The sequence below is a fragment of the Streptomyces alboflavus genome (assembly GCF_000716675.1).
GTDB lineage: Bacteria > Actinomycetota > Actinomycetes > Streptomycetales > Streptomycetaceae > Streptomyces > Streptomyces alboflavus.
This window is the reverse complement of sequence record NZ_JNXT01000090.1, coordinates 1-25,389: the sequence shown is the minus strand read 5'-3', so window position 1 is coordinate 25,389 and position 25,389 is coordinate 1. Positions and strand designations below refer to the sequence as shown.

Annotated in this window: 24 protein-coding genes and 1 tRNA gene; 14 read left to right on the top strand and 11 right to left on the bottom strand. The window is 72.6% G+C overall.

What is annotated here, in order from left to right; genetic code table 11:
- The first annotated feature begins 143 nt into the window (after nucleotides 1-143).
- The gene (locus OO63_RS38615) at nucleotides 144-1,607 is read left to right on the top strand and encodes a tyrosine-type recombinase/integrase (protein ID WP_030363116.1); all 1,464 of its coding nucleotides are present in this window, start codon (nucleotides 144-146) and stop codon (nucleotides 1,605-1,607) included.
- 131 nt (nucleotides 1,608-1,738) lie between these two features.
- Here the strand turns inward: OO63_RS38615 and OO63_RS38610 are convergent.
- A tRNA-Arg gene (locus OO63_RS38610) sits at nucleotides 1,739-1,810 on the bottom strand.
- 158 nt (nucleotides 1,811-1,968) lie between these two features.
- A complete protein-coding gene (locus tag OO63_RS38605) occupies nucleotides 1,969-2,787 on the bottom strand; it encodes an SAM-dependent methyltransferase (protein WP_030363115.1) in 819 nt (272 codons plus the stop codon).
- A 158-nt stretch (nucleotides 2,788-2,945) separates the two neighbouring features.
- Between OO63_RS38605 and OO63_RS38600 the strand changes: the two genes are divergently transcribed.
- A complete protein-coding gene (locus tag OO63_RS38600; RefSeq protein WP_051811631.1) occupies nucleotides 2,946-3,782 on the top strand; it encodes a class I SAM-dependent methyltransferase family protein in 837 nt (278 codons plus the stop codon).
- Nucleotides 3,783-3,855: 73 nt separating this feature from the next.
- Here the strand turns inward: OO63_RS38600 and ku are convergent, their stop codons facing one another.
- Nucleotides 3,856-4,977, bottom strand: a complete 1,122-nt coding sequence (gene ku, locus OO63_RS38595; RefSeq protein ID WP_030363113.1) for a non-homologous end joining protein Ku — start codon at nucleotides 4,975-4,977, stop codon at nucleotides 3,856-3,858.
- Nucleotides 4,978-5,056: 79 nt separating this feature from the next.
- Between ku and ligD the strand changes: the two genes are divergently transcribed.
- Nucleotides 5,057-5,956 carry a non-homologous end-joining DNA ligase gene (gene ligD, locus OO63_RS38590; RefSeq protein WP_030363112.1) on the top strand — a complete coding sequence of 300 codons (900 nt, stop codon included), beginning with the start codon at nucleotides 5,057-5,059 and terminating at the stop codon, nucleotides 5,954-5,956.
- A gap of 96 nt (nucleotides 5,957-6,052) precedes the next feature.
- Here the strand turns inward: ligD and OO63_RS38585 are convergent, their stop codons facing one another.
- On the bottom strand, nucleotides 6,053-6,856 hold the full coding sequence (locus OO63_RS38585; protein WP_030363111.1) for a nuclease-related domain-containing protein: 804 nt from the start codon (nucleotides 6,854-6,856) through the stop codon (nucleotides 6,053-6,055).
- A 256-nt stretch (nucleotides 6,857-7,112) separates the two neighbouring features.
- Between OO63_RS38585 and OO63_RS38580 the strand changes: the two genes are divergently transcribed.
- The 7 genes from OO63_RS38580 to OO63_RS38550 all read left to right on the top strand — a co-directional run bounded on the left by OO63_RS38580 (nucleotide 7,113) and on the right by OO63_RS38550 (nucleotide 13,921).
- Nucleotides 7,113-7,430, top strand: a complete 318-nt coding sequence (locus OO63_RS38580; protein ID WP_030363110.1) for a hypothetical protein — start codon at nucleotides 7,113-7,115, stop codon at nucleotides 7,428-7,430.
- Between the two features lie 25 nt (nucleotides 7,431-7,455).
- Entirely contained in the window at nucleotides 7,456-8,199 is a 744-nt protein-coding gene (locus OO63_RS38575) for a class F sortase (protein WP_234311438.1), read from the top strand.
- Between the two features lie 69 nt (nucleotides 8,200-8,268).
- On the top strand, nucleotides 8,269-9,108 hold the full coding sequence (locus OO63_RS38570) for a hypothetical protein (protein WP_030363108.1): 840 nt from the start codon (nucleotides 8,269-8,271) through the stop codon (nucleotides 9,106-9,108).
- Between the two features lie 161 nt (nucleotides 9,109-9,269).
- Nucleotides 9,270-10,490: an ATP-binding protein gene (locus tag OO63_RS38565; RefSeq protein WP_078619633.1), complete on the top strand. Its 1,221-nt coding sequence runs from the start codon at nucleotides 9,270-9,272 to the stop codon at nucleotides 10,488-10,490.
- A gap of 178 nt (nucleotides 10,491-10,668) precedes the next feature.
- On the top strand, nucleotides 10,669-11,034 hold the full coding sequence (locus OO63_RS38560) for an SH3 domain-containing protein (protein WP_030363106.1): 366 nt from the start codon (nucleotides 10,669-10,671) through the stop codon (nucleotides 11,032-11,034).
- Between the two features lie 56 nt (nucleotides 11,035-11,090).
- Complete coding sequence (locus OO63_RS38555) at nucleotides 11,091-12,470, top strand: FtsW/RodA/SpoVE family cell cycle protein (protein ID WP_051811627.1); 1,380 nt, start codon at nucleotides 11,091-11,093, stop codon at nucleotides 12,468-12,470.
- The gene (locus OO63_RS38550) at nucleotides 12,467-13,921 is read left to right on the top strand and encodes a penicillin-binding transpeptidase domain-containing protein (RefSeq protein WP_030363104.1); all 1,455 of its coding nucleotides are present in this window, start codon (nucleotides 12,467-12,469) and stop codon (nucleotides 13,919-13,921) included. Before OO63_RS38555 ends, OO63_RS38550 begins: the two co-directional genes overlap by 4 nt.
- A 19-nt stretch (nucleotides 13,922-13,940) precedes the next feature.
- On the opposite strand, the gene OO63_RS38545 is transcribed toward OO63_RS38550, so the two are convergent.
- Complete coding sequence (locus OO63_RS38545; protein WP_030363103.1) at nucleotides 13,941-14,435, bottom strand: DinB family protein; 495 nt, start codon at nucleotides 14,433-14,435, stop codon at nucleotides 13,941-13,943.
- Nucleotides 14,436-14,472: 37 nt separating this feature from the next.
- Nucleotides 14,473-15,609 (bottom strand): ferritin-like domain-containing protein, encoded by a 1,137-nt coding sequence (locus tag OO63_RS38540; RefSeq protein WP_030363102.1) that lies wholly within the window; start codon nucleotides 15,607-15,609, stop codon nucleotides 14,473-14,475.
- Nucleotides 15,610-15,810: 201 nt separating this feature from the next.
- Here OO63_RS38540 and OO63_RS38535 point away from each other — a divergent pair, with 201 nt between their 5' ends.
- The 4 genes from OO63_RS38535 (at nucleotide 15,811) to OO63_RS38520 (ending at nucleotide 19,413) form a co-directional block, all read left to right on the top strand.
- Nucleotides 15,811-16,749 (top strand): AurF N-oxygenase family protein, encoded by a 939-nt coding sequence (locus tag OO63_RS38535; protein ID WP_030363101.1) that lies wholly within the window; start codon nucleotides 15,811-15,813, stop codon nucleotides 16,747-16,749.
- A gap of 94 nt (nucleotides 16,750-16,843) precedes the next feature.
- Complete coding sequence (locus OO63_RS38530) at nucleotides 16,844-17,575, top strand: TetR/AcrR family transcriptional regulator (RefSeq protein ID WP_030363100.1); 732 nt, start codon at nucleotides 16,844-16,846, stop codon at nucleotides 17,573-17,575.
- A 96-nt stretch (nucleotides 17,576-17,671) separates the two neighbouring features.
- On the top strand, nucleotides 17,672-17,965 hold the full coding sequence (locus tag OO63_RS38525) for a hypothetical protein (RefSeq protein WP_030363099.1): 294 nt from the start codon (nucleotides 17,672-17,674) through the stop codon (nucleotides 17,963-17,965).
- A gap of 296 nt (nucleotides 17,966-18,261) precedes the next feature.
- A complete protein-coding gene (locus OO63_RS38520) occupies nucleotides 18,262-19,413 on the top strand; it encodes a C40 family peptidase (RefSeq protein WP_030363098.1) in 1,152 nt (383 codons plus the stop codon).
- 226 nt (nucleotides 19,414-19,639) lie between these two features.
- On the opposite strand, the gene OO63_RS38515 is transcribed toward OO63_RS38520, so the two are convergent.
- The 5 genes from OO63_RS38515 to OO63_RS38495 all read right to left on the bottom strand — a co-directional run.
- Nucleotides 19,640-20,875, bottom strand: coding sequence for a styrene monooxygenase/indole monooxygenase family protein (locus OO63_RS38515; RefSeq protein ID WP_030363097.1), 1,236 nt, complete (start codon nucleotides 20,873-20,875; stop codon nucleotides 19,640-19,642).
- 26 nt (nucleotides 20,876-20,901) lie between these two features.
- The gene (locus OO63_RS38510) at nucleotides 20,902-21,534 is read right to left on the bottom strand and encodes a GTP-binding protein (protein WP_030363096.1); all 633 of its coding nucleotides are present in this window, start codon (nucleotides 21,532-21,534) and stop codon (nucleotides 20,902-20,904) included.
- The gene (locus OO63_RS38505) at nucleotides 21,515-21,928 is read right to left on the bottom strand and encodes a DUF742 domain-containing protein (RefSeq protein WP_030363095.1); all 414 of its coding nucleotides are present in this window, start codon (nucleotides 21,926-21,928) and stop codon (nucleotides 21,515-21,517) included. Before OO63_RS38505 ends, OO63_RS38510 begins: the two co-directional genes overlap by 20 nt.
- Nucleotides 21,928-22,485, bottom strand: a complete 558-nt coding sequence (locus tag OO63_RS38500) for a roadblock/LC7 domain-containing protein (RefSeq protein ID WP_397622214.1) — start codon at nucleotides 22,483-22,485, stop codon at nucleotides 21,928-21,930. The genes OO63_RS38505 and OO63_RS38500 overlap by 1 nt, the downstream gene beginning before the upstream one ends.
- Nucleotides 22,482-25,389: sensor histidine kinase (locus OO63_RS38495; protein ID WP_428835937.1), on the bottom strand; the 2,908-nt coding region annotated here is incomplete at its 5' end. The genes OO63_RS38500 and OO63_RS38495, both read right to left, overlap by 4 nt.

The following is a 25,389-nucleotide window of genomic DNA, read 5'->3' as shown; positions in this document are numbered from 1 at the left end:
ATCTGCACCCGCTCGTCGGCAGGCACGCAAACCGACCATGTCGTGATCAAGGTGCCCAAGCTGTCGCAGACGTAGGCATGGTGAATGTCGTCCAACAGCCGCTCCGAATTGGAGCGCTGGATCGAGACGCTGGGAGAAGCTGCGTGACCCACCGCGACAACCCGAAGGGCGCCCGCGAGAGCGGGCGCCCGCCCGGGGCCGAGGAACCGAACCTGTCCACGGACGTGCGGGTATGGAAGGTCAACCAAGTACGGAGCAAGAAGGCCCCGTTCCAAATTCGTTGGCTCGTGGCAGGCAAGGTCAAAACGGCAAGCTTCCCCACGGTCACCCTCGCTGACCATCGCCGCTCCGAGCTGTGGAAGGCGATGGTCAAGGGTGAGGCATTCGACGTCGAGACCGGGCTCCCGGAGTCCGAACTCAGGGCGGCTGCTGCACGAGCGAACACCAGACCCGACCGCTCATGGTGGGACTTCAGCCGCGAGTACATGGCGAGCCGCTGGCGAACCTCCGCGGCCAAGACCCGAGAAGGGGTGGCGGACAGCCTCGCCACGGTGGCGCTCGCGATGATGGGCGACGGGAAGAAGGCGCCGACGCTCGAAGAGGTTCGCCTCGCGATGCGATGGGGCGTCGTACCGGCTCACGAGGACGAAGAGCCGCCCCGCGATCTCGCGGCCACGTGCACATGGCTTGAGCAGCGCTCGCTGCCGTTGTCGGCCCTCACCGACCCCAAGGTGGTCCGCGACGTCCAGTACCGGCTCTCGTTCAAGCTGGACGACTCCCCGGCGGCGGGGGAGACCTACAAGCGACGCCGCCGCGGCTTCAACACCGCCATGGAGTACGCGATCGAGTGCGGGTACCTGGACGCGAATCCGCTCGCGGGCATGAAGCGCTCAGGGTCCGCCCGCGGCGACGTCGTGGACCCCAGAGTCCTGGTGAACGCGACGCAGGGGACCCAGCTCCTGACGGCCGTCTCGTATGTCGGCTCGGTCCACCGCAACCGAGGGCGCCGCCTGGTCGCGTTCTTCGCCTGCCTGCTCTACGCGGCGATGCGGCCTGCGGAAGCGGTCGGCCTCAGAGAGAAGGACTGCTACCTCCCCGAGAAGGGGTGGGGCACCCTCACCCTGAAGGAGACCCGCCCGGTCTCCGGCAAGAAGTGGACGGACTCCGGCAAGCGGCACGACAAGCGGGGACTCAAGTCCCGTGAGGTCAAGACCGATCGCCCGGTGCCCATCCCGCCGCTCCTGGTCGCGATGCTGCGCGAGCATGTCAGGGAGTTCGGTACGGCGAAGGACGGCCGGATCTTCCCCAACGAGCGAGGCGACGTGCTCGGGACATCGAGCTACTGGCGCGTGTGGCAGGAAGCCCGCCCCGTCGCGCTTCCGCCGGAGAAGGTGGATTCACCGCTCGCTCACAGGCCGTACGACCTGCGGCACACCTGCATCACGAACTGGCTGAACGCGGGCGTCCCCGTGGCCGAGGTCGCCCGCCGCGCGGGCAACTCACCGGAGGTCATCCATCGCCGGTACGAGGGCTGCATCGACGGACATGAGGAGGTGAACAACAAGAAGATCGAAGAGGCGATGGGATGGGGCGAGCAGACGCCTTGATTCTCACTCGCCACTCACTCGGGAACCGTGCGTGAGAACGACAAAGAGCCGGACTCAGTGGGACTGAGTCCGGCTCTTTGTATGTGGCACTTCTGCTGGTCAGCGACTTGATCGCGCTGTTCCGGCTTCTGTGCCCCCGGCAGGATTCGAACCTGCGCACACGGCTCCGGAGGCCGTTGCTCTATCCCCTGAGCTACGGGGGCGTGTCTGCCGCTGTGTGGCGGCGACGGGTAGAACCCTACCAGCTTCGTGGGGGTCGGCATGAACGGGTATTTGTGCAGCGTCCGGGGGGCTTGGTGCGGTCGCCGGGGAGTTGCGCCCGGGGGCCCGGCAGGGCGCCCCGGGCGGGGTGGGGAGGGGGTCAGGGCTTGCGGGCGACGCCTGCGTAGGCGTCGGCTGCGACGGTGGTGTCCGTGGTGGGGTCCGGGCGCCAGCGGGTGACCTGGGTCACTCCGGGGTCGGTGAGGGTGAGGCCGTCGAAGAAGCCGGTGATCTCCTCGACGCTGCGGACGTAGTAGGGGATCGCGCCGCTCTTGTTGTACGCCTCCGACGCCGCGATCATGCCCTCGCTCGTGGACGTCGAGTCGCTGATCACCAGGTAGCTGCCCGAGGGGAGTCCTGCCATCAGGCGGTTCACGAGGTCGCGCGCCTCGTCGTACGAGGAGACGTGGCCGAGGGTGTTGAGGATCATGAGGGCCACGGGGCGGGAGAGGTCCAGGGTCTCGCCCGCGGCCGCCAGGATGGCCTCCGGCTCGTACATGTTCGCGTCGATGTACGACGTGACGCCCTCCGGCGTGCTCGTCAGGAGCGCGCGGGCGTGGGCCAGGACCAGGGGGTCGTTGTCCACGTACACGATGCGGGAGTCGGGGGCGACGCGCTGGGCCACGTCGTGCGTGTTGTCCGCGGTCGGCAGGCCCGTGCCGATGTCCAGGAACTGGCGGATCCCCTGCTCCCCCGCCAGGTGGCGGACGGCACGGCCGAGGAAGTGGCGGCTGGTGCGGGCCACGTCCACCAGGCCCGGGAAGATCTCCTTGATCTGGTCGCCCAGTTCGCGGTCCTTCTCGTAGTTGTCCTTGCCGCCCACGAAGTAGTTCCAGAAGCGCGCCGAGTGCGGCTTGCTCGTGTCGATCCGCGCGCGTATCTCGGCGGACGAGTCGAGCCTGGGGTCGGAGCCTGACACGGGGACCTCCTGGGGTGCTTGGGCCGTTCGGCCGTGCGATCAACTCGCAACCTAGCAAGTGGGCACCAGGTCAGGGGGGTCGGGAGCAGGGGTACTCAGGCGGGCCCGAGTACCCGTGCGGATGCCCGGCGGCGGTCCGCGGCACGACTCTTGCGGGCATGACGAAACCTCTGCGCAACCTCAAGTGGGCAGTGACGCGAGGCCTGTTGAGCACCGTCGGGCGGTCCTCGCGGGGCGTCCGGATCGGCTATCGGCACGGCTTCGACAGCGGCACCATGCTCGACTACGTGTACGTGAACCGTGCCCATGGCGTCCTCGGGCTCGGGCGTCTCGTGGATCGCGTCTACCTGAACGCCGTCGGGTGGCGCGCCATCCGCTCCCGGCGTGAGCTTCTTCAAGACGTGCTGCGGGAGCAGGTCGCCGCGCGGCCCGACCGTGAAGTCCTCGTCCTCGACGTCGCCGGCGGGCCCGGGCGCTACCTCCAGGACCTGGCCGCCGCGCACGGGCCCCGGCGGGTGCGCGTCGTGTGCCGCGACCTCGCCGTGGCCGGGCTGCGGCAGGGCGAGCGGCTCGCCCAGGAGCGCGGGATCAGCAACATCTCGTACGAGACCGGGGACGCGCTCGACCCCAAGGAGCCGGACGCGGGTCCTCCGGACGTCATCGTGGTGTCCGGGCTCTACGAGCTGCTGCTCGACGACGACGTCATCCGCGCCTCCATCGAGCGCCTGCGCGCGCTGCTCGCGCCGGGCGGCACCCTCGTCTTCACCACCCAGACCCGCCATCCCCAGCTCGACTTCATCGCCAACGTCCTGCCCAACCGGGACGGGCGGTTGTGGGTGATGAAGTGCCGGGACGTCGCCGAGACGGAGGCCCGGGCCCGCGCCGCCGGGTTCGGTGCGGTGGCCAGTCGGCGGGAGGGGGTGGGGTTGTTCACGGTGACGGTTTGCGGGGCGGGTGGGGGTGGAGCGGGTGAGAGTGGGGCGGGTGAGGAGTAGGGCGGGTGAGGAGTGGGGCGGGTGAGGAGTGAGTGGGGTGGGTTCGACCTAGGGGGCCCTCACGGGGATTCGTCTACGCCGACGCCCGCTTCGTCGTCTTCTTCGGCGTCGCCGACTTCTTCGACACCGTCTTCTTCGCCGTGGACTTCGTGGTCGCCGTGCCCGATGCCGGCTGCTTCCCCGTGCTCTTCTTCGCCGTGCTCTTCTTCGGGGCCGCCGCCTTCGCCTTCGGCGCGGACTTGGCCGTCGACTTCTTGCCGCCCACCTGCTTGGGGGCCGCCGGGGACGACTTGCGGGCGGTGGTCGACTTCCGGGTGGAGGACGTCTTCCCGGCCGCCGACTTCGTCGTACGCGAGCGCAAGGACGTCACCTCGGCCTCCCGCTCCTGGCCCCCGTCCTCCCCGGACTTCTCGCCGCGGGCCGTCCGCGCCGCCCGGACGCTGTTCTCCAGGGCCGCCATCAGGTCGATGACCTTGCCGCCGCCGGGCTCGGCCGCCGGGGCGGGGGTGTAGGTCCCGCCGCCCTCGACCTTCGCGGCGATCATCTCCTCCACGGCCGTGCGGTAGTCGTCGTGCAGGGTGTCGAGGTCCACCTCGCCGAGGGTGTCCATCAGGGCGTCGGCCAGGTCCAGTTCGGCGTCGCGGACCTTGACCTCGGTGTCCGGTGCGACGGAGTCGGTGGCGCGGATCTCGTCCGGCCAGAGCAGGCCGTGCATCGCGATCACGTCGTCCACGACCCGCAGCATGCCGAGCCGTTCGCGGCCGCGCAGGGCGAACTTGGCGATGGCCACCTTCCGGCTGCGCTTCAGCGCCTCGCGCAGGAGGGTGTACGGCTTGGCGGCGGGGACCCCGTTGGCCGACAGGTAGTACGCCGTGTCCATCTGGAGGGGGTCGATCCGGTCGGCCGGGACGAACGCGACGATCTCGATGGTCTTCGCGGTCGGGATCGGCAGGGCGGCCAGGTCGTCCTCCGTGATCGGGATGATCGAGCCGTCCGCGTCCTCGTACCCCTTGCCGATCTCCGCGCTCGTGACCTCGCGGTCCTCCAGCTCGCACACCTTGCGGTAGCGGATGCGGCCGCCGTCCTCGGTGTGGATCTGGCGGAAGGAGATCGAGTGGTTCTCCGTGGCGTTCACGAGCTTGATCGGGATGCTGACCAGGCCGAAGGAGATGGCGCCGTTCCATATGGACCGCATGTGGAGCACCTTTCGGCAGCTCGGAGAGAGACCGGGGGAGGAAGGGGCTTTCATCCGGGTTTCGTGGGATTCTCATCGTATGACGCCCATCACCGAGGTGGAGGGGCGAAGGCTCGCGCTCAGCAATCTCGACAAGGTGCTCTACGCGGACAGCGGCTTCACCAAGGGCGAGGTGCTGCACTACTACGCCACCGCCGCGGGGGCCCTGCTCCCCCACCTGCGCGACCGGCCCGTGTCCTTCCTGCGCTTCCCGGACGGGCCCGACGGTCAGCGGTTCTTCGCCAAGAACGTGCCGCCGGGTACGCCCACCTGGGTGCGGACGGCCGAGGTGCGGCGGTCGGACGGGGTCTCGCGGCAGATCGTCGTGCAGGACCTGGCGACCCTGATGTGGGCGGCGAACCTGGTCACCGAGTTCCACACGCCGCAGTGGCGGACGGACGCGCCCGGGCTCGCCGACCGGCTCGTGCTCGACCTCGACCCGGGGCCGCCCGCGAGCGTCGTGGAGGCCTGCGAGGCGGCGCTGTGGCTGCGGGAGCGGCTGGTGGCCGACGGGTTCGCCGTGTACGTAAAGACGTCGGGCAGCAAGGGGCTGCACCTGCTGGCGTCGCTGCGGCCGACGCCCAGCGAGGACGTCACGGCGTACGCGAAGGGTCTTGCCGTGGCCGCCGAGCAGGCGCTGCCGCGGCTTGTGGTGCACCGGATGACGCGCGCCCTGCGGCCGGGGAAGGTGTTCGTCGACTTCAGCCAGAACGCGGCGGCGAAGACCACGGCGACGCCCTACACCCTGCGGGCGCGGGCCGAGCCGACCGTGTCCACGCCGGTGACCTGGGCCGAGGTGGAGGCGTGCCGGGAGCGGCGGGATCCGGGGCTGCTGGTGTTCCTGGCGACCGATGTCGGGGCGCGGCTCGAGCGGTACGGGGATCTGCTCGGGCCGCTGTTGGACCCGGAGCGGGGCGGGGTGCTGCCGCCGCCGGGGTGAGGCCGGGTCCTGCGCCTCTGCTCTGCCCAGCTCCCGCGCGCCGGTCCAGCGCCCGGGCCCGGCTCAACCCCTCGGCCCCTCGGCCCAGCGCCCCCCTCACACCCGGTTCCACGTCCGCCGGTCGCGGGCCAGCGCGTGCAGTGCCTCGACGTCCGCCGGCTTGAGGACCCCGCCCGTGCGGGCCAGCGCCGGCAGGTCCTCCTCGAGGAACACCCGCACCTCCCGGGGCGGCGCCGCGACCTCCACGTCCACCGCGCCCACGGGCACGAGCACCGCCCGCACCTCCGCCGTCAGCGCGAACGACGCCCGCCCTGCGTCCGCCCGCAGTTCCCGCAGCAGCGGCCCCGCCTGGCCGCGCCCCACGGCCACCATCGGGTCGGCCACCCGCACGCGCTGCCTGCGGGCCGGTAACGCCCGGACGCAGAACAGCCCGCCGGGGCCGATCAGGAGGTGGTCCACGCGGCGGCCGCCGGGGAGGCCGACCGAGTGCAGGGTGTGCCAGCCGACCGCGTCCAGGCGGTCGAGGGCGTCGCCGACCGCGGTCTGCGCCGCGAGCGCCCGGTGCCGGGGGTCGGACCGCAGCCTGCGCGCGGGCGGCGGGTCGCGGTCCAGGTCGACGCGCAGGGCCTCGCCGGGCCGGTTCGGGGCGAGGTCGTCGTCGGGGTGGAGGGTGAGCCTGGCCAGCTCGGCGGGGGTGGGGACGGGCGGTGGCCCCACCGTGACGTTGCCCGTCAGGAACGGGCCGAGGGCGTCGAGGACGTCGGCCTCGCGGTCGGCGCTCAGCAGGTTCACACGGGCGGTGTCCCTGTCGTACCAGGCCACGTTGCCGCCGTCCGGCCTGCATACGTAGAGCCGCTCCTGACCGTGCCTCCAGGCCGGTACGACACGCAGTCCGCTCATGCCCCATCACCCCATGACCATGGGAGCAGCCCGGGCACCGCTCCGGCAAGAAGCTGACAGGGCTCCGCGGAAGTCGAGGGCGATCCGCCCTGTGTTCGCCACCCCGGGCGGGTTCGTACGTCATGACCCCGCCCATCCCGTAACGGCACCGCTCGCACAGCTATGGCCCCCTGTTACAAAGTCGCCGAACCGCCGCAACGGCGGACACCTAGCGTCGTACTTGTCACTGCCCGCAGCAGAGCGCAAGGAACGTACCGTGAGCAATCGTCGCCGAACCTCGGCCCTCCGCACCGCCGCCGTCGCCGCGTTCGCGGGCGGCGCGCTGCTGCTCCCGGCCACCGCCGCCTTCGCCGCGTCGCCGTCCGACACCGCCCCGCACTCCCCCGCCGCGGCCACGTCGGCCCGCCTCGACGACGGGGTGGCCGGCGTCCCCGAGGGCGGCGTCAAGGCGGGTGCCACCGGGGTGCGGGACGCCGGGGATCCCGCGTTCATCGTGGCGGGCGGGGCCATGGCGGCCGCGGGCGCGGCGGGGCTCGGCTTCGCGATGATGCGCCGCGGGCGCACGGACGCCTGACCGGCACACCCCCAAGGAGCCCCCCGTGCACACCCCCACTCCCGGCGAGGCCGCGCAGGACGCCCACCCGAGCTCTGCGGGCCACCCGAGCCCTGCGGACCACCCGAGCCCTGCGGAGCACACGCGCCCCACGGACCACCCCCGCCCGCCGCGCCGCACCACCCCCGTCGGCCGCATCGCCGCCGCCGCTGCCCTCACCACCGCCATCGGCGTCGGCCTCATCGCCTGCGGGCAGGGCGGCGGCTCCGGCGACCCCGCCCCCGACGTGGCCGTCAAGAACGTCACGACCACGCGGGCCAAGCAGGCGCCGCCCCCGATGGCGGAGTCGAGGCCGACGGGTCTGCGGATCCCGGCGGCGGGCGTGGACGCCACGGGGATGCTCGACCTCGGCATCGGCGACGACGGGGCGCTGCAGGTGCCACCGGCCTCGAAGGCGGAGCTGCCCGGCTGGTGGACGGGCGGTGTCACCCCTGGTCAGAAGGGCGCTGCGGTCGTGGTCGCGCACTACGACACGGCGAACGGGCCCGCGCTCATGCGGAACGTCGCGAAGGTGCGGGCGGGTGACCGGATCATGGTGCCGCGGGCGGACGGCTCGACGGCGACGTTCGAGGTGCGCGAGATTCAGCAGGTCGGCAAGGAAGACTTTCCAACCCATAAGGTGTACGGGGCGACCGACCGCCCGGAGCTGCGCCTGCTGACCTGCGGCGGCCCGATCAAGGACGGTCACCGGACCGACAACATCATTCTCTACGCCGACCTCGTGCGGTGAGGCCGCGTCCGGGCACCCCCGGCCCCGCGCCGAAGCCCCGCGCCCGGCCCCCGCGAGCAGGAGTGCCAGTTGAACCGCAGCCGCAGGCCGAGCCACCCGAGGCCCGCACGCCGACGCGTGCTCGCCGCGGGCGCCCTCGCGCTGGCCGCGACCGCGCTGGCGGCGGGCTGCGGCGACCCCGGCGACCTGCGGAGCGCGGGCGCCACGCCGACGGCCGTCGGCCCCACCCGGCTGTGGCCGGACCTGCCGCCCGCGTCGTCGCCGGTCGGTGACTACGGCGAGGCGGACACCGAGGAGGTCGAGGGCGTCAAGGTGCCCGGCGGCGATCTGCACAAGGTGAACCCCGTCGCCATCGTCCGGGCGGAGGTGGCCGCGAACCCGGACGTCTACAGCGGGCCCGACGGGCTCTACAAGGAAACCGTCGAGGCCCTCAAGGACTGCGGCAGCGAGCCCAAGGACTGCCCGGTCCTCAAGGCGTACTACCGCGACTTCACCGGTGACGGGAAGGACGACCTCGTCGTCGGCATCCGGATGCCGGAGGAGCAGCTCGCCGTCCGCGTCTACGCGATGGAGAAGGGGCACCTCACCCAGATCATGGGCACCTCCGACGCGGTGCTCGGCGTGGAGCTGGCCGGGCGTGACCTGGTGGTGCGCGCGGTCTCCGGCATCCCCGGCTACGAGTACCGCACGGCCTGGTCCTGGGACCGGCACCAGCGCGCGATGCTGCCCACCCGGGACGAGATCCTGCGCTCATCCGACGCGCCCCGCCCCAAGGGGGCCCGCAGCCAGGTGCCCGCGCTGACCGAGGGCGATCCGGGCGCGGGCCCCGGCCCCGGCCCCGGTGAGACCTCGGGACCAGGCGAGACCCCCGAGCCGAGCGCCGACGACCGTCCGGGCGAGGGTCCGTGAGCGCCGACCCCGGGTCCACACCCCACGCCGAGGCCCGTGCCACGCCCCGAGCCGAGGCCCGCGCCCGCCGCTTCCGGCTGCCGCGCCCGCCCCGCCTTCCGTTCCGGCTGCCCGCCTGGACCGCGACGCTGACCTGGAAAGCCGCGGTGTTCATCGCCGTGATGTGCTGCGCGCTCGCGGCGCTGCTCGGCGTGCTCGTCCATGTCGCCGTGACCAACCAGACCGTCGGCCAGGCCCGCGACCGCGCCCTCACCCGGCTCGACGACGCCACCAAGCAGTACGAGGCGGGCGGGCGGCTCGGCCCCGGAGTGGGCATCGACCCGCCCGGCCTGCCGCGGCGGCTGCGCGACCTCGCGGTGAGCGGGGAGCGCGGCACGATGGTCGGCGACCACGACGAGCGGCCCACCGTGTGGGCGGCGGGCCCCGCGGACGGCGGCCGGGCCATCGCCGTACAGGTCGACTACGCCCAGGGCGCCCGCACCATCGACGGGCTCGACCGGGCCATCGTCGGCTCGTCGGTGCTCGCCATCGGGGCGACGCTGCTCGTCGGGGCGTTCGCGGTGACGCGGGTGACCCGGCGGCTGCACCAGACGGCCCGGGTCGCGCGCCGCATCAGCGCGGGCGACCTGGACGCGCGCGTGGGCGACCCCCGCACCCACGACGACGGCCGCCACCAGGACGAGGTGGCCACCGTCGCGGGCGCCCTGGACACGATGGCCTCGTCGCTGCAGGGCAAGCTCCTGAGCGAGCAGCGGTTCACCGCCGATGTCGCGCACGAGCTGCGCACCCCGCTCACCGGGCTGCACGCCGCCGCCGAGCTGCTGCCGCCGGGCCGCCCCACCGAGCTGGTCCGGGACCGGGTGGCGACGCTGCGCACGCTGACCGAGGACCTCCTGGAGATCTCCCGCCTCGACTCGCGCAACGAACGCGTCGACCTCGACGCGGTCCTCCTCGCTCCCCTGGCCGAACGCGTCGTGCGGGCTTCCGGGGCCGAGGTCGAGGTGCGCGTCGTGCGGGACATCGTGGCGGAGACCGACGGGCGGCGCCTGGAGCGGGTGCTCGGGAATCTGGTCGGGAACGCCCTCAAGCACGGGGCTCCGCCGGTGTCCTTGACCGTGGACGGGCCCGTGATCACCGTTCGGGATCACGGGCCCGGGTTTCCCGCCTACCTCATCGAGCACGGGCCTCAGCGGTTTCGTACGGAGGGGACGACCAAGGGGCACGGGTTGGGGCTGACCATTGCTCTGGGGCAGGCGGAGGTTCTGGGGGCGCGGCTTGTGTTCTCCAACGCGGGCGCTGGCGCGGGGCCGAGCGGTGGGGCTGTGGCTGTGCTCACCCTTCCTGGCGGGGTCGCCTCGGGCGGCGTGGGGGACGTGGGGTGACCCCCGGCGTCGGCGCACCGCCGAGTCGCGGCCTTCGGCCTTGCTCGTCCTCAAACGCCGGACGGGCTTCAATTTCACCGTCTGTGTTCGTTTGCGTGCTCCTCGTGTCGCTCATAGCGTGACATCGCGGCCTTTGTACCGGTCGCGATGCCACCCTTCCGCTCCCTGAGGAGTCCCCATGGCCCGTCGCACCCGCCCCTCCGTCGCCACCCGTCTCTCCATACTCGTGGCCGGTGGCGCCCTCGCCGCCGCGACCGTCCTCACCGCCGCGCCCGGCGCCGCCGCCGACGACGCGAACAACAATCCGCCGATCTACAAGGGGCGGGTCACCGCCAAGACCGGGCTGCTCCTGCGGGACGCCCCGACGCGGGGCAGCAAGGTCATCCGGAGTGAGCCGTACGGCAAGGTCGTGCACATCTTCTGCAAGGCGCGCGGCGAGTACGTGCACCACAACGACCGCTGGTACCTGCTCACGGACGGCACCTGGGCCTGGGGTGCCGCGCACTACATCGCCAACATCGGGCCCGCGCCGCGCTGGTGCTGACCAGGACACCGGCGACATAACCGGACATTAGGTCCGCCGCTTGCTACGTTCCGGGCATGACCGGAACAGCGGCGGAGTCCGCCACCGTCGCCGCTGTCCGCGTCCCGCGGCGCCGCGGCACCGAGCTGGCGCTGATCGTCGTGGCCGTGCTGCTCTCGGTGTACGGCTACTGCGCCGTGGGGCTCGCCCACGACGGTTCCCTCCCGCCCGGCGCCGCCGGTTACGGCGCCGGGCTCGGGGTGCTCGCGCTCCTCGCCCACGGGGCGGTGCGGCTGCGGGCCCCGTACGCCGACCCGCTCCTGCTCCCGATCGCGGTGCTGCTCAACGGCCTCGGCCTGGTGCTCATCTACCGGCTCGACCTGGAGACGCCCGGCGACCGGGCGGCGCCCACGCAGCTCGTCTGGTCGACGATCGGCGTCGGTCTGTGCATCGCCGTCGTGCTGCTCCTGCGCGACCACCGCGTGCTCAAGGGCTACGCCTATCTGTCCGTGGTCACCGCGCTCGTCCTGATGATCGTGCCGATCTTCTTCCCGGCGGTGAACGGCGCCCGCATCTGGATCCGGGTCGGCGGATTCTCCATCCAGCCGGGCGAGTTCGCGAAGATCCTGCTGGCGGTGTTCTTCGCGGGTTATCTCGCGGCCAACCGCACCGCCCTCGCGTACGCGGGCCGCCAGGTGTGGAGGTTCAAACGCCTGCAACTGCCCACCGGGCGGGTGCTCGGGCCGATCGTGGCGATCTGGCTGCTCAGCGTCGGCGTGCTCGTCCTGGAGCGCGACCTCGGCACGTCACTGCTGTTCTTCGGGCTCTTCGTGATCCTGCTGTACGTCGCCACCGGGCGCACCGGCTGGATCGCCGTCGGCCTGCTGCTCGCGGCGGTCGGGGCGTTCGCGGTGGGCTCGCTGGAGCCGCACGTGCACGGCAGGGTCGAGGACTGGCTGCACCCGTTCGCGTCGATCGAGGCGGGCGAGGGGCCGAACCAGCTCGCCCAGTCGCTGTTCGCGTTCGCGGCCGGGGGCCTGCTCGGCACCGGTCTCGGGCTCGGGCACTCCATCCTCATCGGCTTCGCCGCGAAGTCGGACTTCATCCTGGCGACGGCCGGGGAGGAGCTGGGGCTCGCCGGGCTCACGGCGATCTTCCTGCTGTACGCGCTGCTCGTGGAGCGCGGATTCCGGGCGGGGCTCGCGCTGCGTGACCCGTTCGGGCGGCTGCTCGCGATCGGGCTCGCGTCGATCGTGGCGCTCCAGGTGTTCGTGATCGCGGGCGGGGTGACGGGTCTCATCCCGCTGACCGGGATGGCCATGCCGTTCCTGGCACAGGGCGGTTCGTCGGTCGTCACGAACTGGATCATCGTGGCGCTCCTGATCCGGGTCAGCGACTCGGCGCGCGCCCAGCCGGTGCCGGTGTCCGGGGCCGAGTCCGAGGAGGTCCGGGCGTGACCCGCCACATCCGCCACGCCGCCGCGTTCTGCGCGCTGCTGCTCGTGGCCCTGCTCGTGAACGCGACCCGGGTGCAGGTCGTCGACTCCCAGGCGTACGACGACAATCCCGCCAACCGCCGTACCGCCATCGCCCGGTACGACCAGCCGCGCGGCGACATCCTGGTGGACGGCGAGCCCGTGACGGGTGCCAAGGACACCGGCGAGCAGCTCCGCTACGAACGGACGTACCGCAGCGGCCCGTTGTACGCCCCGGTGACCGGCTTCGCCTCGCAGGTGTACGGCACCACGTTCCTGGAGCACGCCGAGGACGACGTCCTCTCCGGCACCGACCCCATGCTCGCCCCGCTCCCCCTGTGGAACGACATCACCCGCTCCCGGAACCCCGGCGGCGAGGTCGTCACCACCATCAGGGCGGCCGTGCAGCGGGCGGCGTACGCCGGGCTCGGCGGCAAGAAGGGGGCCGTGGCCGCCCTCGACCCGGCCACCGGCAAGGTGCTCGCGCTGGTGTCGACGCCGTCGTACGACCCGGAGCGCCTCGCGGGCACGGGCAGCGCCGTGACCGGTGCCTGGGCCGGGCTCAACGCCGACCCGGACAAGCCGATGCTCAACCGGGCGCTGAGCCAGACCTATCCGCCGGGCTCGACGTTCAAGGTGGTGACGGCGGCGGCCGCGCTCGACGCGGGCGAGGTCACCGACCTGGACGCGGACACCAGGTCCCCCGCCCCCTACACCCTGCCGGGCACCACGACCCGCCTCGCCAACGAGGTCGAGGGGTGCGCGAACGCCAGCCTGCGGTACGCCTTCCAGTGGTCCTGCAACACCGTCTTCGCCAAGCTCGGCGTCGACACCGGCCAGGACGCCATGGCGGGCACGGCGAAGAAGTTCGGCTTCGACACCCCGGGCCTGCGGATCCCTTCCCCGGTCGCCACCAGCACCTTCGACACGGCCATGGACGACGCGCAGCTCGCCCTGTCCGCCATCGGCCAGTACGACACGCGCGCCACGCCCCTACAGATGGCGATGGTCTCGGCGGCCGTGGCGGGCGGCGGCTCGGTCAAGGCGCCCTACCTGGTGGACCGGACGACGACCGACGACGGCGACACGGTGGCGTCGACCGGCACCCGGACGCTGCGGCAGGCGATGAACCCGGGCACCGCCGTGCAGTTGCGCGAGCTGATGACGGACGTCGTCGAGAAGGGCACGGGCCGGAACGCCGCGATCGAGGGCGTGACCGTCGGCGGCAAGACGGGCACGGCCCAGCACGGCATCGGCAACGCGGGCACCCCGTACGCCTGGTTCATCGCCTGGGCCCAGGAGCCGGGCGACGCGGAGCCCTCGGTGGCGGTCGCGGTGGTCGTCGAGGACGCGTCGGCGGACCGCTCGGACATCAGCGGCGGCGGGAGCGCGGCGCCGATCGCGAAGGCCGTGATGGAGGCGGCCCTGCGCTGAGGCCGCGCCGTCGGGGTGGCTAGTCGCCCAGCTGGGCCGTGGTGCTCGCGCCGTCGATCGCCTCGCGGAGGAAGTCCGCGTGCCCGGAGTGCTGCGCCGTCTCGCGCAGCAGGTGCAGCACGATCCGGCGCACGGACCACCGCGGTACGACGCCCGGCTCCCAGGGCGCCTCGGGCAACGGCACGACGGTGTCGAGCCCCGCGCGCTCCACGGCCTCGTCGGTGGCGCGCGCGGCGGCCTCGTACGCGGCCACGAGTGCGGACAGTCCTGCGCCCTGCGGCATCTTGTACTGGTCCATGTCGAACATGCCGGGCGGGGTCTCGCCGGTGCCGCTGCTCAGGACGAGCGTCCAGTTGCGCTCGCCGTGCGTGAGGTGGTTCACGATGCCGCCGAGTGTCAGCTCGCTGACGGTGGACCGGGTGGCGGCCTGCTCGTCGGTGAGTCCGCGCGCCGTGATGAGGAGGGTGCGGCGCTGCTCGCGCAGGGCGTCGAGGAGTTCCTGGGTCTCGGTCATGCGCACACGCTAGAGCTCAACTAGGCCAGAGTGTGGCCTAGTCGCCGTCCGTGGCCGCGCCGGCCGCGACAGCCGCCTCGACCTCGGCGACCCGCTCCCCCTCCTCCGCGGCGAAGCGCTCGGCGTCCAGCTTCTCCGCGATCTCCTCGTCCTGCGCCATCAGCTGGTCGAGGTTGGAGTCGCCCATCTCGAACACGCCCATGTCGACGTACGCCTGCTGGAGCCGCTTGCCCCACAGGCCGATGTCCTTGACGCACGGCACGATGCGGCTGAACAGCAACTGCCGGAAGAGCTGGAGGTATTCGGAGCGCTCGCTGCACTCCTCGGCGTCCTTCAGCGGGATGCCGAAGTTCTCCAGGACCTCCACCCCGCGCAGCCGGTCACGCATCAAGTAGCAGCCCTCGATGACGAACTCCTCGCGTTCGCGCAGTTCGGCGTCGGAGAGCTGCTTGTAGTAGTCGCGCAGCGCCATCCGCCCGAAGGCCACGTGCCGGGCCTCGTCCTGCATGACGTACGCGAGGATCTGCTTGGGCAGCGGCTTGTCGGTGGTGTCGCGGATCATGCCGAAGGCGGCCAGGGCGAGGCCCTCGATGAGGACCTGCATGCCGAGGTAGGGCATGTCCCAGCGGGAGTCGCGCAGCGTGTCGCCGAGCAGCGACCGCAGGTTGTCGTTGATCGGGTAGAGCATGCCGATCTTCTCGTGCAGGAAGCGGCTGTAGATCTCGGCGTGCCGGGCCTCGTCCATGGTCTGGGTGGCGGAGTAGAACTTCGCGTCGAGGTCGGGGACGGACTCCACGATGCGGGCCGCGCACACCATCGCGCCCTGCTCGCCGTGCAGGAACTGGCTGAACTGCCAGGAGGCGTAGTGCTTGCGCAGCTCGCCGCGCTCGGCGGGGGACATCACGTCCCAGTACCGGGTGCCGTAGATCGACATGGCCTCGTCGGGGGTGCCGAGCGGGTCCAGCGGGTCGACCTCCAGGTCCCAGGCGATGCGCTTGGCGCCGTCCCACTGCTTGTCCTTGCCCTTTTGGTAGAGGTTCAGCAGGCGTTCGCGGCCTGAGCCCCCTTCCTGGCCGACAAACATGGCCTCCCAGCTGAAGCGGGCGGCGCCCGTGGCGGGCACCTGCCAGGTGAGGTCCTGCTGGCCTGAGGTGTACAGATCGCGTGTGGACACGGACGGCTCCTCGCGGGTCTCGGCGGCTCCCGGTGCCGCGCAACCGCCGCACAGGGGTGGCTCCTTGGCAGGCTCACACGGTGGTAGACGCGGGGTCAACAAGTCGTGCGCAAGGGATTGACGGCCTTGCTGACAAGCAGTCTCATAAGAAGTGACCCCCGGTAACCCGCTTGCGAGAGCACACGAGGAGCAGGAGATCTCATGACGACCGTGACCGAGGACAGCGAACTCGCCGGTCTGCGGGACGCGCTCGGCCTGCTCAAGGACCGCGAACAGGTGGCGCAGCGACTCCTGGAGTCGTCCGCCAAGCACTCCTTCGACCCCGACAAGGAGCTGGACTGGGACGCGCCGGTCGAGGACGGCAAGTGGTTCTGGCCGCCGGAGCTCGTCTCGCTCTACGACACCCCGCTGTGGCGCCGGATGTCCGAGGAACAGCGCATGGACCTGGCCCGGCACGAGGCGGCCTCGCTCGCCTCCCTCGGCATCTGGTTCGAGATCATCCTCATGCAGCTGCTCGTGCGGCACATCTACGACAAGTCCGTGACCAGCGCGCACGTGCGGTACGCGCTCACGGAGATCGCCGACGAGTGCCGCCACTCGATGATGTTCGCCCGCATGATCGAGAAGGGCGGGGCGCCCACGTACCCCGTCACCAAGCTCAACCACAATCTCGCCCGCGTCCTCAAGACCGTCTCCACCACACCGGGTTCCTTCGCCTGCACCCTGCTCGGCGAGGAGATCCTGGACTGGATGCAGCGCCTGACGTTCCCCGACGAGCGCGTGCAGACCATCGTGCGCGGCGTGACCCGCATCCACGTCGTGGAGGAGGCCCGCCACGTCCGGTACGCCCGCGAGGAGCTGCGCCGCCAGATGGTGACCGCGCCGCGCTGGGAGCGCGAGCTGACCCGCGTCAGCAGCGGCGAGGCGGCCCGCGTCTTCTCCATCGCCTTCGTCAACCCGCAGGTGTACACGAACGTCGGCCTCGACCGCCGCGAGGCACTCGCCCAGGTCAAGGCGAGCGGTCACCGGCGCGAGGTCATGCAGTCCGGCGCGAAGCGGCTGACCGACTTCCTGGACGACATCGGCGTGCTGCGCGGGGCGGGCAGGCGACTGTGGAAGTCCTCCGGCCTGCTCGCGTGACCCGCGGGGCGCCCCGCTCGCTCCCGGCCACCCGCCGCCCCGGGGCGTCCCCGCGCCCGACTCTTCGTACGAAAACACGGTTACGCTGCGGGACATGACCCAAGCCGTCGGCCCCACCCGCGCGTACCGGCGCCTCAGCGTCGAGGAGCGCAAGAGCCAGCTCCTCGACGCCGCGCTCAACCTCTTCGCGCACCGCGCCCCCGAGGAGGTCTCGCTCGACGACGTCGCGGAGGCCGCCGGGGTGTCGCGGCCCCTGGTGTACCGCTACTTCCCCGGCGGCAAGCAGCAGTTGTACGAGGCGGCGCTGCGCACGGCCGCCGACGAGCTCGAACAGTGCTTCGCCGAGCCGCAGGACGGCCCGCTCACCCGGCGCCTCGGCCGCGCCCTCGACCGGTACCTCGCCTTCGTCGACGAGCACGACACCGGGTTCAGCGCGCTGCTCCAGGGCGGCAGCGTCATCGAGACCTCCCGCACCACCGCCATCGTCGACGGCGTCCGCCGCGCCGCCGCCGAGCACATCCTCAACCACATGGAACTCCCCGAGCCGCCCAGCCCCCGGCTCCGGATGACCGTCCGCATGTGGATCACCGCCGTCGAGGCGGCCTCCCTCATCTGGCTCGACGAGGACAAGCAGCCTCCCCTGGACGAGCTGCGCGCGTGGCTGGTCGAGCAGTTCGTCGCCCACATCACGGCCACGGCGGGCCGCGACCCCCAGACCGCCGCGATGGTCCGCCACGCCCTGGCCCTGGAGACGCCGGAGGGCGCCGTGGGCGAGCTGGTCCGCAGGGTCCTTCCGGTGGTGGCGGAGGCGGGGCATCTGCTCTAGGGCCGTGGGCCGCGGGGCCCCGGGGCCGCGCGGCGGGGTGGGACCACGCGGCCGGGCCGGGCCGCGCGTCCAGGTCACCGGGGAGACACTGGTCCCGTGAAGAGTGAAGAGACCCCCTTCGTGGGCGGCCCCCTGGACGGCCGCGTCCTGCCCGTCCTCCTCGGCCCGACCGGCCACCCCCCGAAGGTCTACCGCGTCCCCGTCCCCGACGACGCGGGCGGCGAGCCCACGGTCCTCGTCTACCGCCGCGTGGCAGCGGGCACCCCCCGCCGCTTCGGCCTGCACCCGGGCTGGAAGTACGAGTACGACGCGGGGGGCGGCGGGAGCGAGGGGGGCTTCAGGAACCTGAAGTGGCCGTGGTCGAAGCCGGGTCCTGGGCCCGAGGCGTGAATTCAAGCCCCTCCTGCGGTGCGTTGACGTGCGGGTAAGTTTCAGCCCCTCCGGCGTTTGAGGAGCGGGGTCTGGGGCGGAGCCCCCCACGCGGCGGAGCCGCAAATTGTCACAGCCGGGAAGGGGCGGGATTGGGGAAGGCCCCGCAGGGCCCCGCGCAACCCGCCGCGCCGCGCACCCCTGGACGAGTGACCGCATTGCGCCAACCGCTCACCGCCACCGCGCGCCCCACCCGGCCCCACCTGATGCTCACGGTGCAAGGGCGGACCCCCCGCCCCGCACCGGGAGGTGATGACATGTCAGGAAGGCTGCTGCGCTGGGTGTGCACCGGATCCGCACTCTCCGCACTGCTCACCGCCGCCCCCCTGGCCCCGCACGCCGCACCCGCGCACGCGGCCCCAGGACCGGGCCCCGCCAAGCGCCCCGTCGCCGAACTCCTGACGGACCTTCAGCGCCTGTACCGCAAGGCCGAGGAGTCCACGGAGACGTACAACGCGACCGAGGAGAAGCTGACCGACCAGCGCCGCCAGGTCACCGGCCTCAACCGCAGCCTCGCGAAGGCCCGCGCCTCCGCGCACGCCGGCCGGGGCGCGGCCGGCCGCCTCGCCCGCCAGCAGTACCAGCACGGCACCATCGAGATCTCCTCCTACGTACGGCTCCTCCTCGCCCGGAATCCGCAGGGCGCCCTTGACCAGCGCCACGTCCTGCGCCGCGCCGCCGCCGACCGGGCCGCGACCGTCACCCGGCTCGTCGACGGCGAGAAGAAGGCCGACGGCCTCGCCCGCGCGGCGCGGCGCGCCCTGGCCACGCAGGAGTCCCTCACCCAGCGGCAACGCACCGCCCGGGACGCCGTGCGGACCCGCCTCAAGGAGGTCGAGGAGCTGCTCGCCTCGCTCTCCGCCGAGGAGCTTGCCGCGCTGGCGCGGGCCGAGGAGGACGGGGCCGCGCGGGCGCAGCGGCGGCTTGTCGCTTCCGGGGCGCTCGGGGCGCCCACCGGGGTCGGGCGGGCGCCGTCCGCCCGGGGGGAGCGGGCGCTGCGGTACGCGGTCGCGCAGATCGGGAAGCCGTACGAGTGGGGGGCGGAGGGGCCCGGCTCCTTCGACTGTTCCGGGCTCACCCAGCGGGCCTGGGGGGTCGCGGGCCACGGCATCCCCCGCACCAGCCAGCAGCAGTGGGCCCGGCTGCCCCGGGTCCCGCTGCGCGACCTGCGGCCCGGCGACCTCGTCGTCTACTTCCCCCGGGCCACGCACGTGGCCCTCTACCTCGGCCGCGGCAAGGTCGTCCACGCGCCCCGGCCCGGGGCCCGCGTCAAGGTCTCGCCCCTCGCCGCGAACCCCGTCCTCGGCGCGGTCCGCCCCGACCCGCGGGCCACCCCGGTCTCCGACTACCGCCCGCCCCGGCTGCCCGCGGGGGCGACGAAGGGGGCGGACCGGGGGTGGGCGGGGTGACCTTCGCGGGGCGCCCCAGACCCACCCCTTCACCGAAACTGGGGCTCCGCCCCAGACCCCGCTCCTCAAACGCCGGAGGGGCTATAAATTTCGCCGCTGCGGCAAAGTTCCAGCCCGCCCCGGGGAAGTTTCTAGCCCGTCCGGCGCTTGAGGACGAGGCGCGAAGCGCCGATAGCGGGGGTCCGGGGGCGGCAGCCCCCGGTTCGGGAAGGGGCGGGATTGGGGGCTACGCAGCCGCGACCCCAGCCACGTACCCGTCCGCCAGCTCCGCCTCATAGAAGTAGTTCTCGAAGTCCGACGGGTCGTTGAAGCCGTTGGCGAAGCGGTCGGCGACCGGCTGGAGGTCGCCGGCGGCGCCGAGGAGGTTGAGGACGTGCTCGGGCGGCGCGCCGAGCATGGCGTTGGTCCACTTGGTGACGTGCTGCGCGGTCGCCCAGTAGCGGTCGAACGCCCCCTGCATCCACGCCTCGTCGAACAACCCGTCCCCGTGGGACACGATCGACGAGAGATAGGAAGCGGCGCACTTGGACGCGGAGTTGGACCCCTGGCCGGTGATCGGGTCGTTGGCGACGACGACGTCGGCGACACCGAGGACGAGCCCACCACCGGGCAGCCGCCCGACGGGCTTGCGCACGGTGGGGGCGTACCGCCCGGCCAACGTGCCGCCGGCGTCGGTGAGTTCGACCTTGGTGGCGCGGGCGTACTCCCAGGGCAGGAACTTCTCCAGGAGTTCGAGGGTGAGGGCGAGGTGCTCACCGGGGTCCTTGACGCCCTGGAAGACGTCGAGCGGACCGCCGGGAACGCCCTCCCAGAAGAGGATGTCGGCGCGGCCGGACGTGGTGAGCGTCGGCATGACGAAGAGTTCGCCGACGCCGGGCACGAGGTTGCAGCGCACGGCGTCGAACTCGGGGTGCTCGGGGCGCGGCCCGAGGCCGTGGACGTAGGCGACGGCGAGGGCCCGCTGCGGCGCGTCGTACGGCGACCGCGAGGCGTCCCGCTCGAACATGGACACCAGCTCGCCCTTGCCCGCGGACACGAGCACCAGGTCGTACGTACGGGAGAAGTAGTCCAGGTCGGAGACGGCCGCGCCGTGGATGACGAGCTGCCCGCCGCGCTGGGCGAACGTCTCCATCCAGCCGGCCATCTTCACGCGCTGGTCGACGGACTGCGCGTACCCGTCGAGCTTGCCGACCCAGTCGATCACGCGGCTGGAGTCGGGTCCTGCGACGGAGACGCCCACGCCCTCGATGTTCGGGGCCTGCGACTCCCAGAAGTTCAGGCCGAGTTCGCGCTCGTGCTGGAGGGCCGTGTGGAACATGCACTGCGTGGACATGACCCGGCCGGACCGGATCTCGTCCGCCGTGCGGTTGGACATGAGGGTGACCTCGTACCCCTGCGACTGGAGCCCGAGGGCGATCTGGAGACCGGACTGACCGGCTCCGACGATGAGTATCTTCCGCATGCTGAGAGAGATCCTTCTGTTCAGGGCTACTCGGGGGTGCGGTCCAGGGCGTGCCCCACCAGGGCGAGCAGCGATTCGATCGCCGAGATCCGCTGCCGTGCGTCCATGATCAGGACAGGGATGTGCGCGGGCACCGTCAGCGCCTCTCGGACGTCTTCGGCCTCGTACCGCTCGGTGCCCTCGAAGTGGTTGACGGCCACGACGTACGGGATGCCGCAGCTCTCGAAGTAGTCGAGCGCGGGGAAGCAGTCGGTGAGGCGGCGGGTGTCGGCGAGCACCACGGCGCCGATCGCGCCGCGCACCAGGTCGTCCCACATGAACCAGAAGCGCTGCTGGCCGGGTGTGCCGAAGAGGTAGAGCACCAGGTCGTCGTCCAGCGTGATGCGGCCGAAGTCCATGGCGACGGTGGTCGTGGTCTTCTCGGGGGTGGCGCTCAGGTCGTCGGTGTCCGCGCTGGCCTGCGTCATCAGCGCCTCCGTCTGGAGGGGCGTGATCTCGGAGACGGCGGTGACGAGCGTGGTCTTGCCCACGCCGAAGCCGCCCGCGACGACGATCTTCGTGGCGATCGGCGCGCGGGTGTGGTCGCTCTGCCAGGCCTGCACGCCCTCTTCGCGGGCGAGGAGTTCGGAGACGGTGGAGTCAGAGACGGCGGAGTCCACTCAGCACCCTTTCGAGCAGTGCGCGGTTCGGCTGCCCGGGGCCGTGGCCCGTTCCGTACACGCGGATCTTTCCCTGGTCGGCGAGGTCGCTGAGCAGCACGCGGACCACGCCGAGTGGCATCTTCAGGAGCGCGGAGATCTCGGCGACCGTACGCATCCGGCGGCAGATCTCCACGATGGCCCGCATCTCCGGCATGACGCGGGTGGACAGTGGGTCGCCCTTGCCCAGCTCCCGCCGCTCCGCGGGAGCCTCGATGGCGGGGTTCGCGGCCACGAACGTCTCGACGAGCAGAACGTGCCCGAAGCGGGTGCGGCCGCCGGTCAGCGAGTACGGGCGCACGCGTGCCGCCTTCCGGGAGCCGCCGCGCCGGGGCAGCTCGGGTACGGCGCTCATCACGCGTTCTCCATCGACTGGCGCAGCTCGCTGCGGAGTTCGGGGGTGAGGACGTGTCCGGCGCGGCCCACGAACAGCGCCATGTGGTACGCGACGACCGTCATGTCGCAGTCGGGGGTCGCGTGCACGCCGAGCAGCGAGCCGTCGCTGATCGCCATCACGAAGAGGCTGCCCTCCGCCATGGCGACGACGGTCTGCTTGACCGAGCCGCCGTCCATGAGGCGGGCCGCGCCGAGGGTGAGGCTGCCGAGCCCGGACACGATGGTGGCCAGGTCGGCGCTGGAACCCCGCGGCCCGGTGGGTCTGGACGCGGGACGGCGCTCGGCGTTGCGCACGGGGTCGGAGGAGAGCAGCAGGAGTCCGTCGGACGAGACGACGGCGACCGAGAGGATGCCGGGCACCTCCTCGACCAGGTTGGTCAGGAGCCAGTGGAGGTTCTTGGCCTCACTGCTGAGTCCGTAGGCGATGGGTTCGCCGGACGCCGACGCGGGGTCGGGGACCGGGGCGGGTTTCACTGGCTCGGCGGAAGAACCGGGTGTGCGCATGGGCGCAGTCAACTGCTTGCCTCCTCGACTGGGTCCCCCGGAACATCTGCGGCACGGTGGCCTTCGGCACTCTCTTCTGTACGGGCTGTTGGGCGAGTTTCCGCACGGGATTCCGTACGGGATTCCGTACGGGCCAGTTCCGCCGCCACGTCGCGGCGGCCGCTCTTGGCCCCCTGCTGGAACCCGCCGAGCCTGCGCCGCAGTTCCTCGGCGTCGACGGCGGGTCGCGGCTGCGGTGTGGCGCTCCCGGCAGTGGCGCTGATCCTCGGGGTCCGCTTGGGGAGGCCCTTGGCGGTGAGGACGGGGGCGTCGGTGTCCGGTGCTTCGGCGGTGGCCCCGCCCGGCACGTCGGCGGCTTCCTCGTCCGGTACGGCGACGGCTTCCGCGCCCGGTACGTCAGCGGCTTCCGCGCCCGGTACGACGACGGCTTCCGCGCCCGGCACGTCAGCGGCTTCCGCGTCCCTCCGCGGCGCCTCGGCCTTCCGTAGGAACTCGGCTTCCGGAAGGCCCCCGCCCTCCGGGAGTTCCTCCGCCGCGAGCGGCGCGTCCCGCTCCGACGGCGACTGCGCGTCCGGCTTCGGGCGCGCCTCCTGCTCCGGCCGGACCTCGTCGTCCGGCCGCGCGTGCGGCTCCGCTTCGTCCGGGTGGTCGGCCGGGACGGGCGGCGCCAGGAGTTCGAGGGTGGTCTCCGCGGCGGCGATCAGGGGGTCCCGCTCGCCCGAACGGGACGGCAGGACGTTGGAGTTGGCCTCGGCCTCGGAGCCGGGCAGCTGCACCAGCGGGGCCTCGGCGCGCGCGGCGGGCACCGCGCCGGGCATGCCCACCGCGGGCGGGGCGGCGAGGATGCCGTCGGGCAGCACGACGACCGCCGCGATCCCGCCCTGCTTCTGCTCGCGCAGGCGCACCCGTGCCCCGTGCCGGGCGGCGAGCCGCGCCACCACGTACAGGCCGAGCCCGAGTCCGTCGCCGCCCTCGTGGTCGTACACGTCGTCGGGGGAGAACTCCGCGAGCCGCGCGTTGAGTTCCTCCAGGCGCTCCGCGCCGACGCCGATGCCCTCGTCCTGCACGGAGAGCATCACCTCGCCGTTCTCCAGGAGCCAGCCGGACACCTCGACGGCGGCGTCGGGCGGCGAGAACGAGGTGGCGTTCTCCAGGAGTTCGGCGACCAGGTGGCTGATGTCGTCGGCGGCGAACCCGGCGATGTGGGCGTGCGGCGGCAGCGTGGCGATGCGGACGCGTTCGTACCGCTCGATCTCGCTGACGGCGGCGCGCACGACGTCGACGAGCGGCACGGGGCCCGCGTGCTGGTGGCCGTGCTCGGCGCCCGCGAGGACCAGGAGGTTCTCGCTGTGGCGGCGGGTGACGGTGGCGAAGTGGTCGAGCTTGAAGAGGGTGGCGAGCCGGTCGGGGTCCTGCTCGCGCTCCTCCAGGCTCTCGATGACGGTGAGCTGCCGCTCGACCAGGCCGAGCGTGCGCAGCGCGAGGTTCACGAACGTGCCGTGGATGGAGCGGCGCACCCGCTCCAGGTGGACGGCGGCCTCGGCGAGTTCGGCGCGCAGCGCGTCGCGCTCGTCGGCCATCTCCTGGCGGGCGTCGGCCATGGTCTGGCGCTGGCCGATGAGGTGCTTGCGGTCGGACTCCAGGGTGGTGAGCCGGTCCTGGAGGGCGACGGCGTGGCCGTGCAGCGCGTTGACGGAGCGTACGACCGCGGCGAACTCGTCGTCGCGGCCGGTGAAGCGCACCGGCTCCTCGGTCGCGGGCGCGGTCGCGACCCGCTCCGCGCCCCGGCGCAGCGCGGCGAGCGGCCGGGTCAGCGAGCGGGCGGTGCCCATGCACACGCCGACGGCGACGAGCAGCAGCACGCCGACGAGCGCGATGCGGATCTCCAGGGCGGTGACGTCGTCGTCGCGCAGGTCGCCGAGGCTCTGGGTGCGGGCGTCGGCGAGGGCGTTCTCGGCGCCGCGCATGGCCTCGATGCGGGCGGACAGCGCGCTGTCGAGCTTCTTGCGGTCCAGGCGCTGGTCGGCGGCGGTGAGCCGGGGCCGGTCGGTGAGGCGTGTCAGGTACTGCTCGGCGGTCGTGACCGCGTTGCCGGTGACGGTGGACTCGTAGGTGGCGCGGGCCTTGGCGGGCGCGGCGTCCAGGAAGTCGGCGAGCGCGGCGAGCTCCCGGACGTGGGCCTGCTGCGCGGCGGCGCTGAGGCCGTCGCGGCGCCCGTCCTCCTCGCTGTCCCCGGTGCCGGAGTTGGTGGGCAGCCCGGTGACCGGGTCGACGGTGGAGCCGGTCGACGCGGGGCGGGGCACGGCGAGCGCGGCGAGCAGCAGGCCGCGCGCGGAGCCCGCCTGGTCGACGGCGTGGTCGAGGTCGGCGAGGGCGTGGGTTCCGGAGCCCGCGCGCGGCGGGAGTCTCTCGGCGAGTTCGCGGGTGAGGCCGTGGAGTTTAGCGATGGCCTTCGCGTACGCCTTGTGGGCGTCCAGGGCGCTGGTCTTGCCGGTGAGCGCGGCCCTGCGCACGGACGCGAGCCCGGCGAGGTCGCGGCGCAGCCCGGCGGTGACGGAGGTGTTGGTGTTCGCGCCGTCGGCGGCGTCGCGGAGCTCCTCGATGCTCCGGTCGACGCGCGCGCTGTGGCTCTCGGAGAGGCCCTTGCCGTCGGGGCGTCCCGCGGCGATGTACGCGGTGACCTCGTCGCGCTCGTCGGCCAGGGAGTGACTGAGGGTGATCGACTGCTGGGTCAGCTCGGCGAGCGTCACCAGGCTCTGGGACTCGTTCAGTTGGCTGGACGCGGTGACGATGACGGGCGCGCCGGCTCCGGCGACGGCGGCGGCGACGACTGCGACGGCCCCTATGAGGCGGTTGCGGACGCGGGCCTTGGGCGGGGCGGGGGGTGCGGTGGGCGCGGTCGTCGCGGGGGTGGGT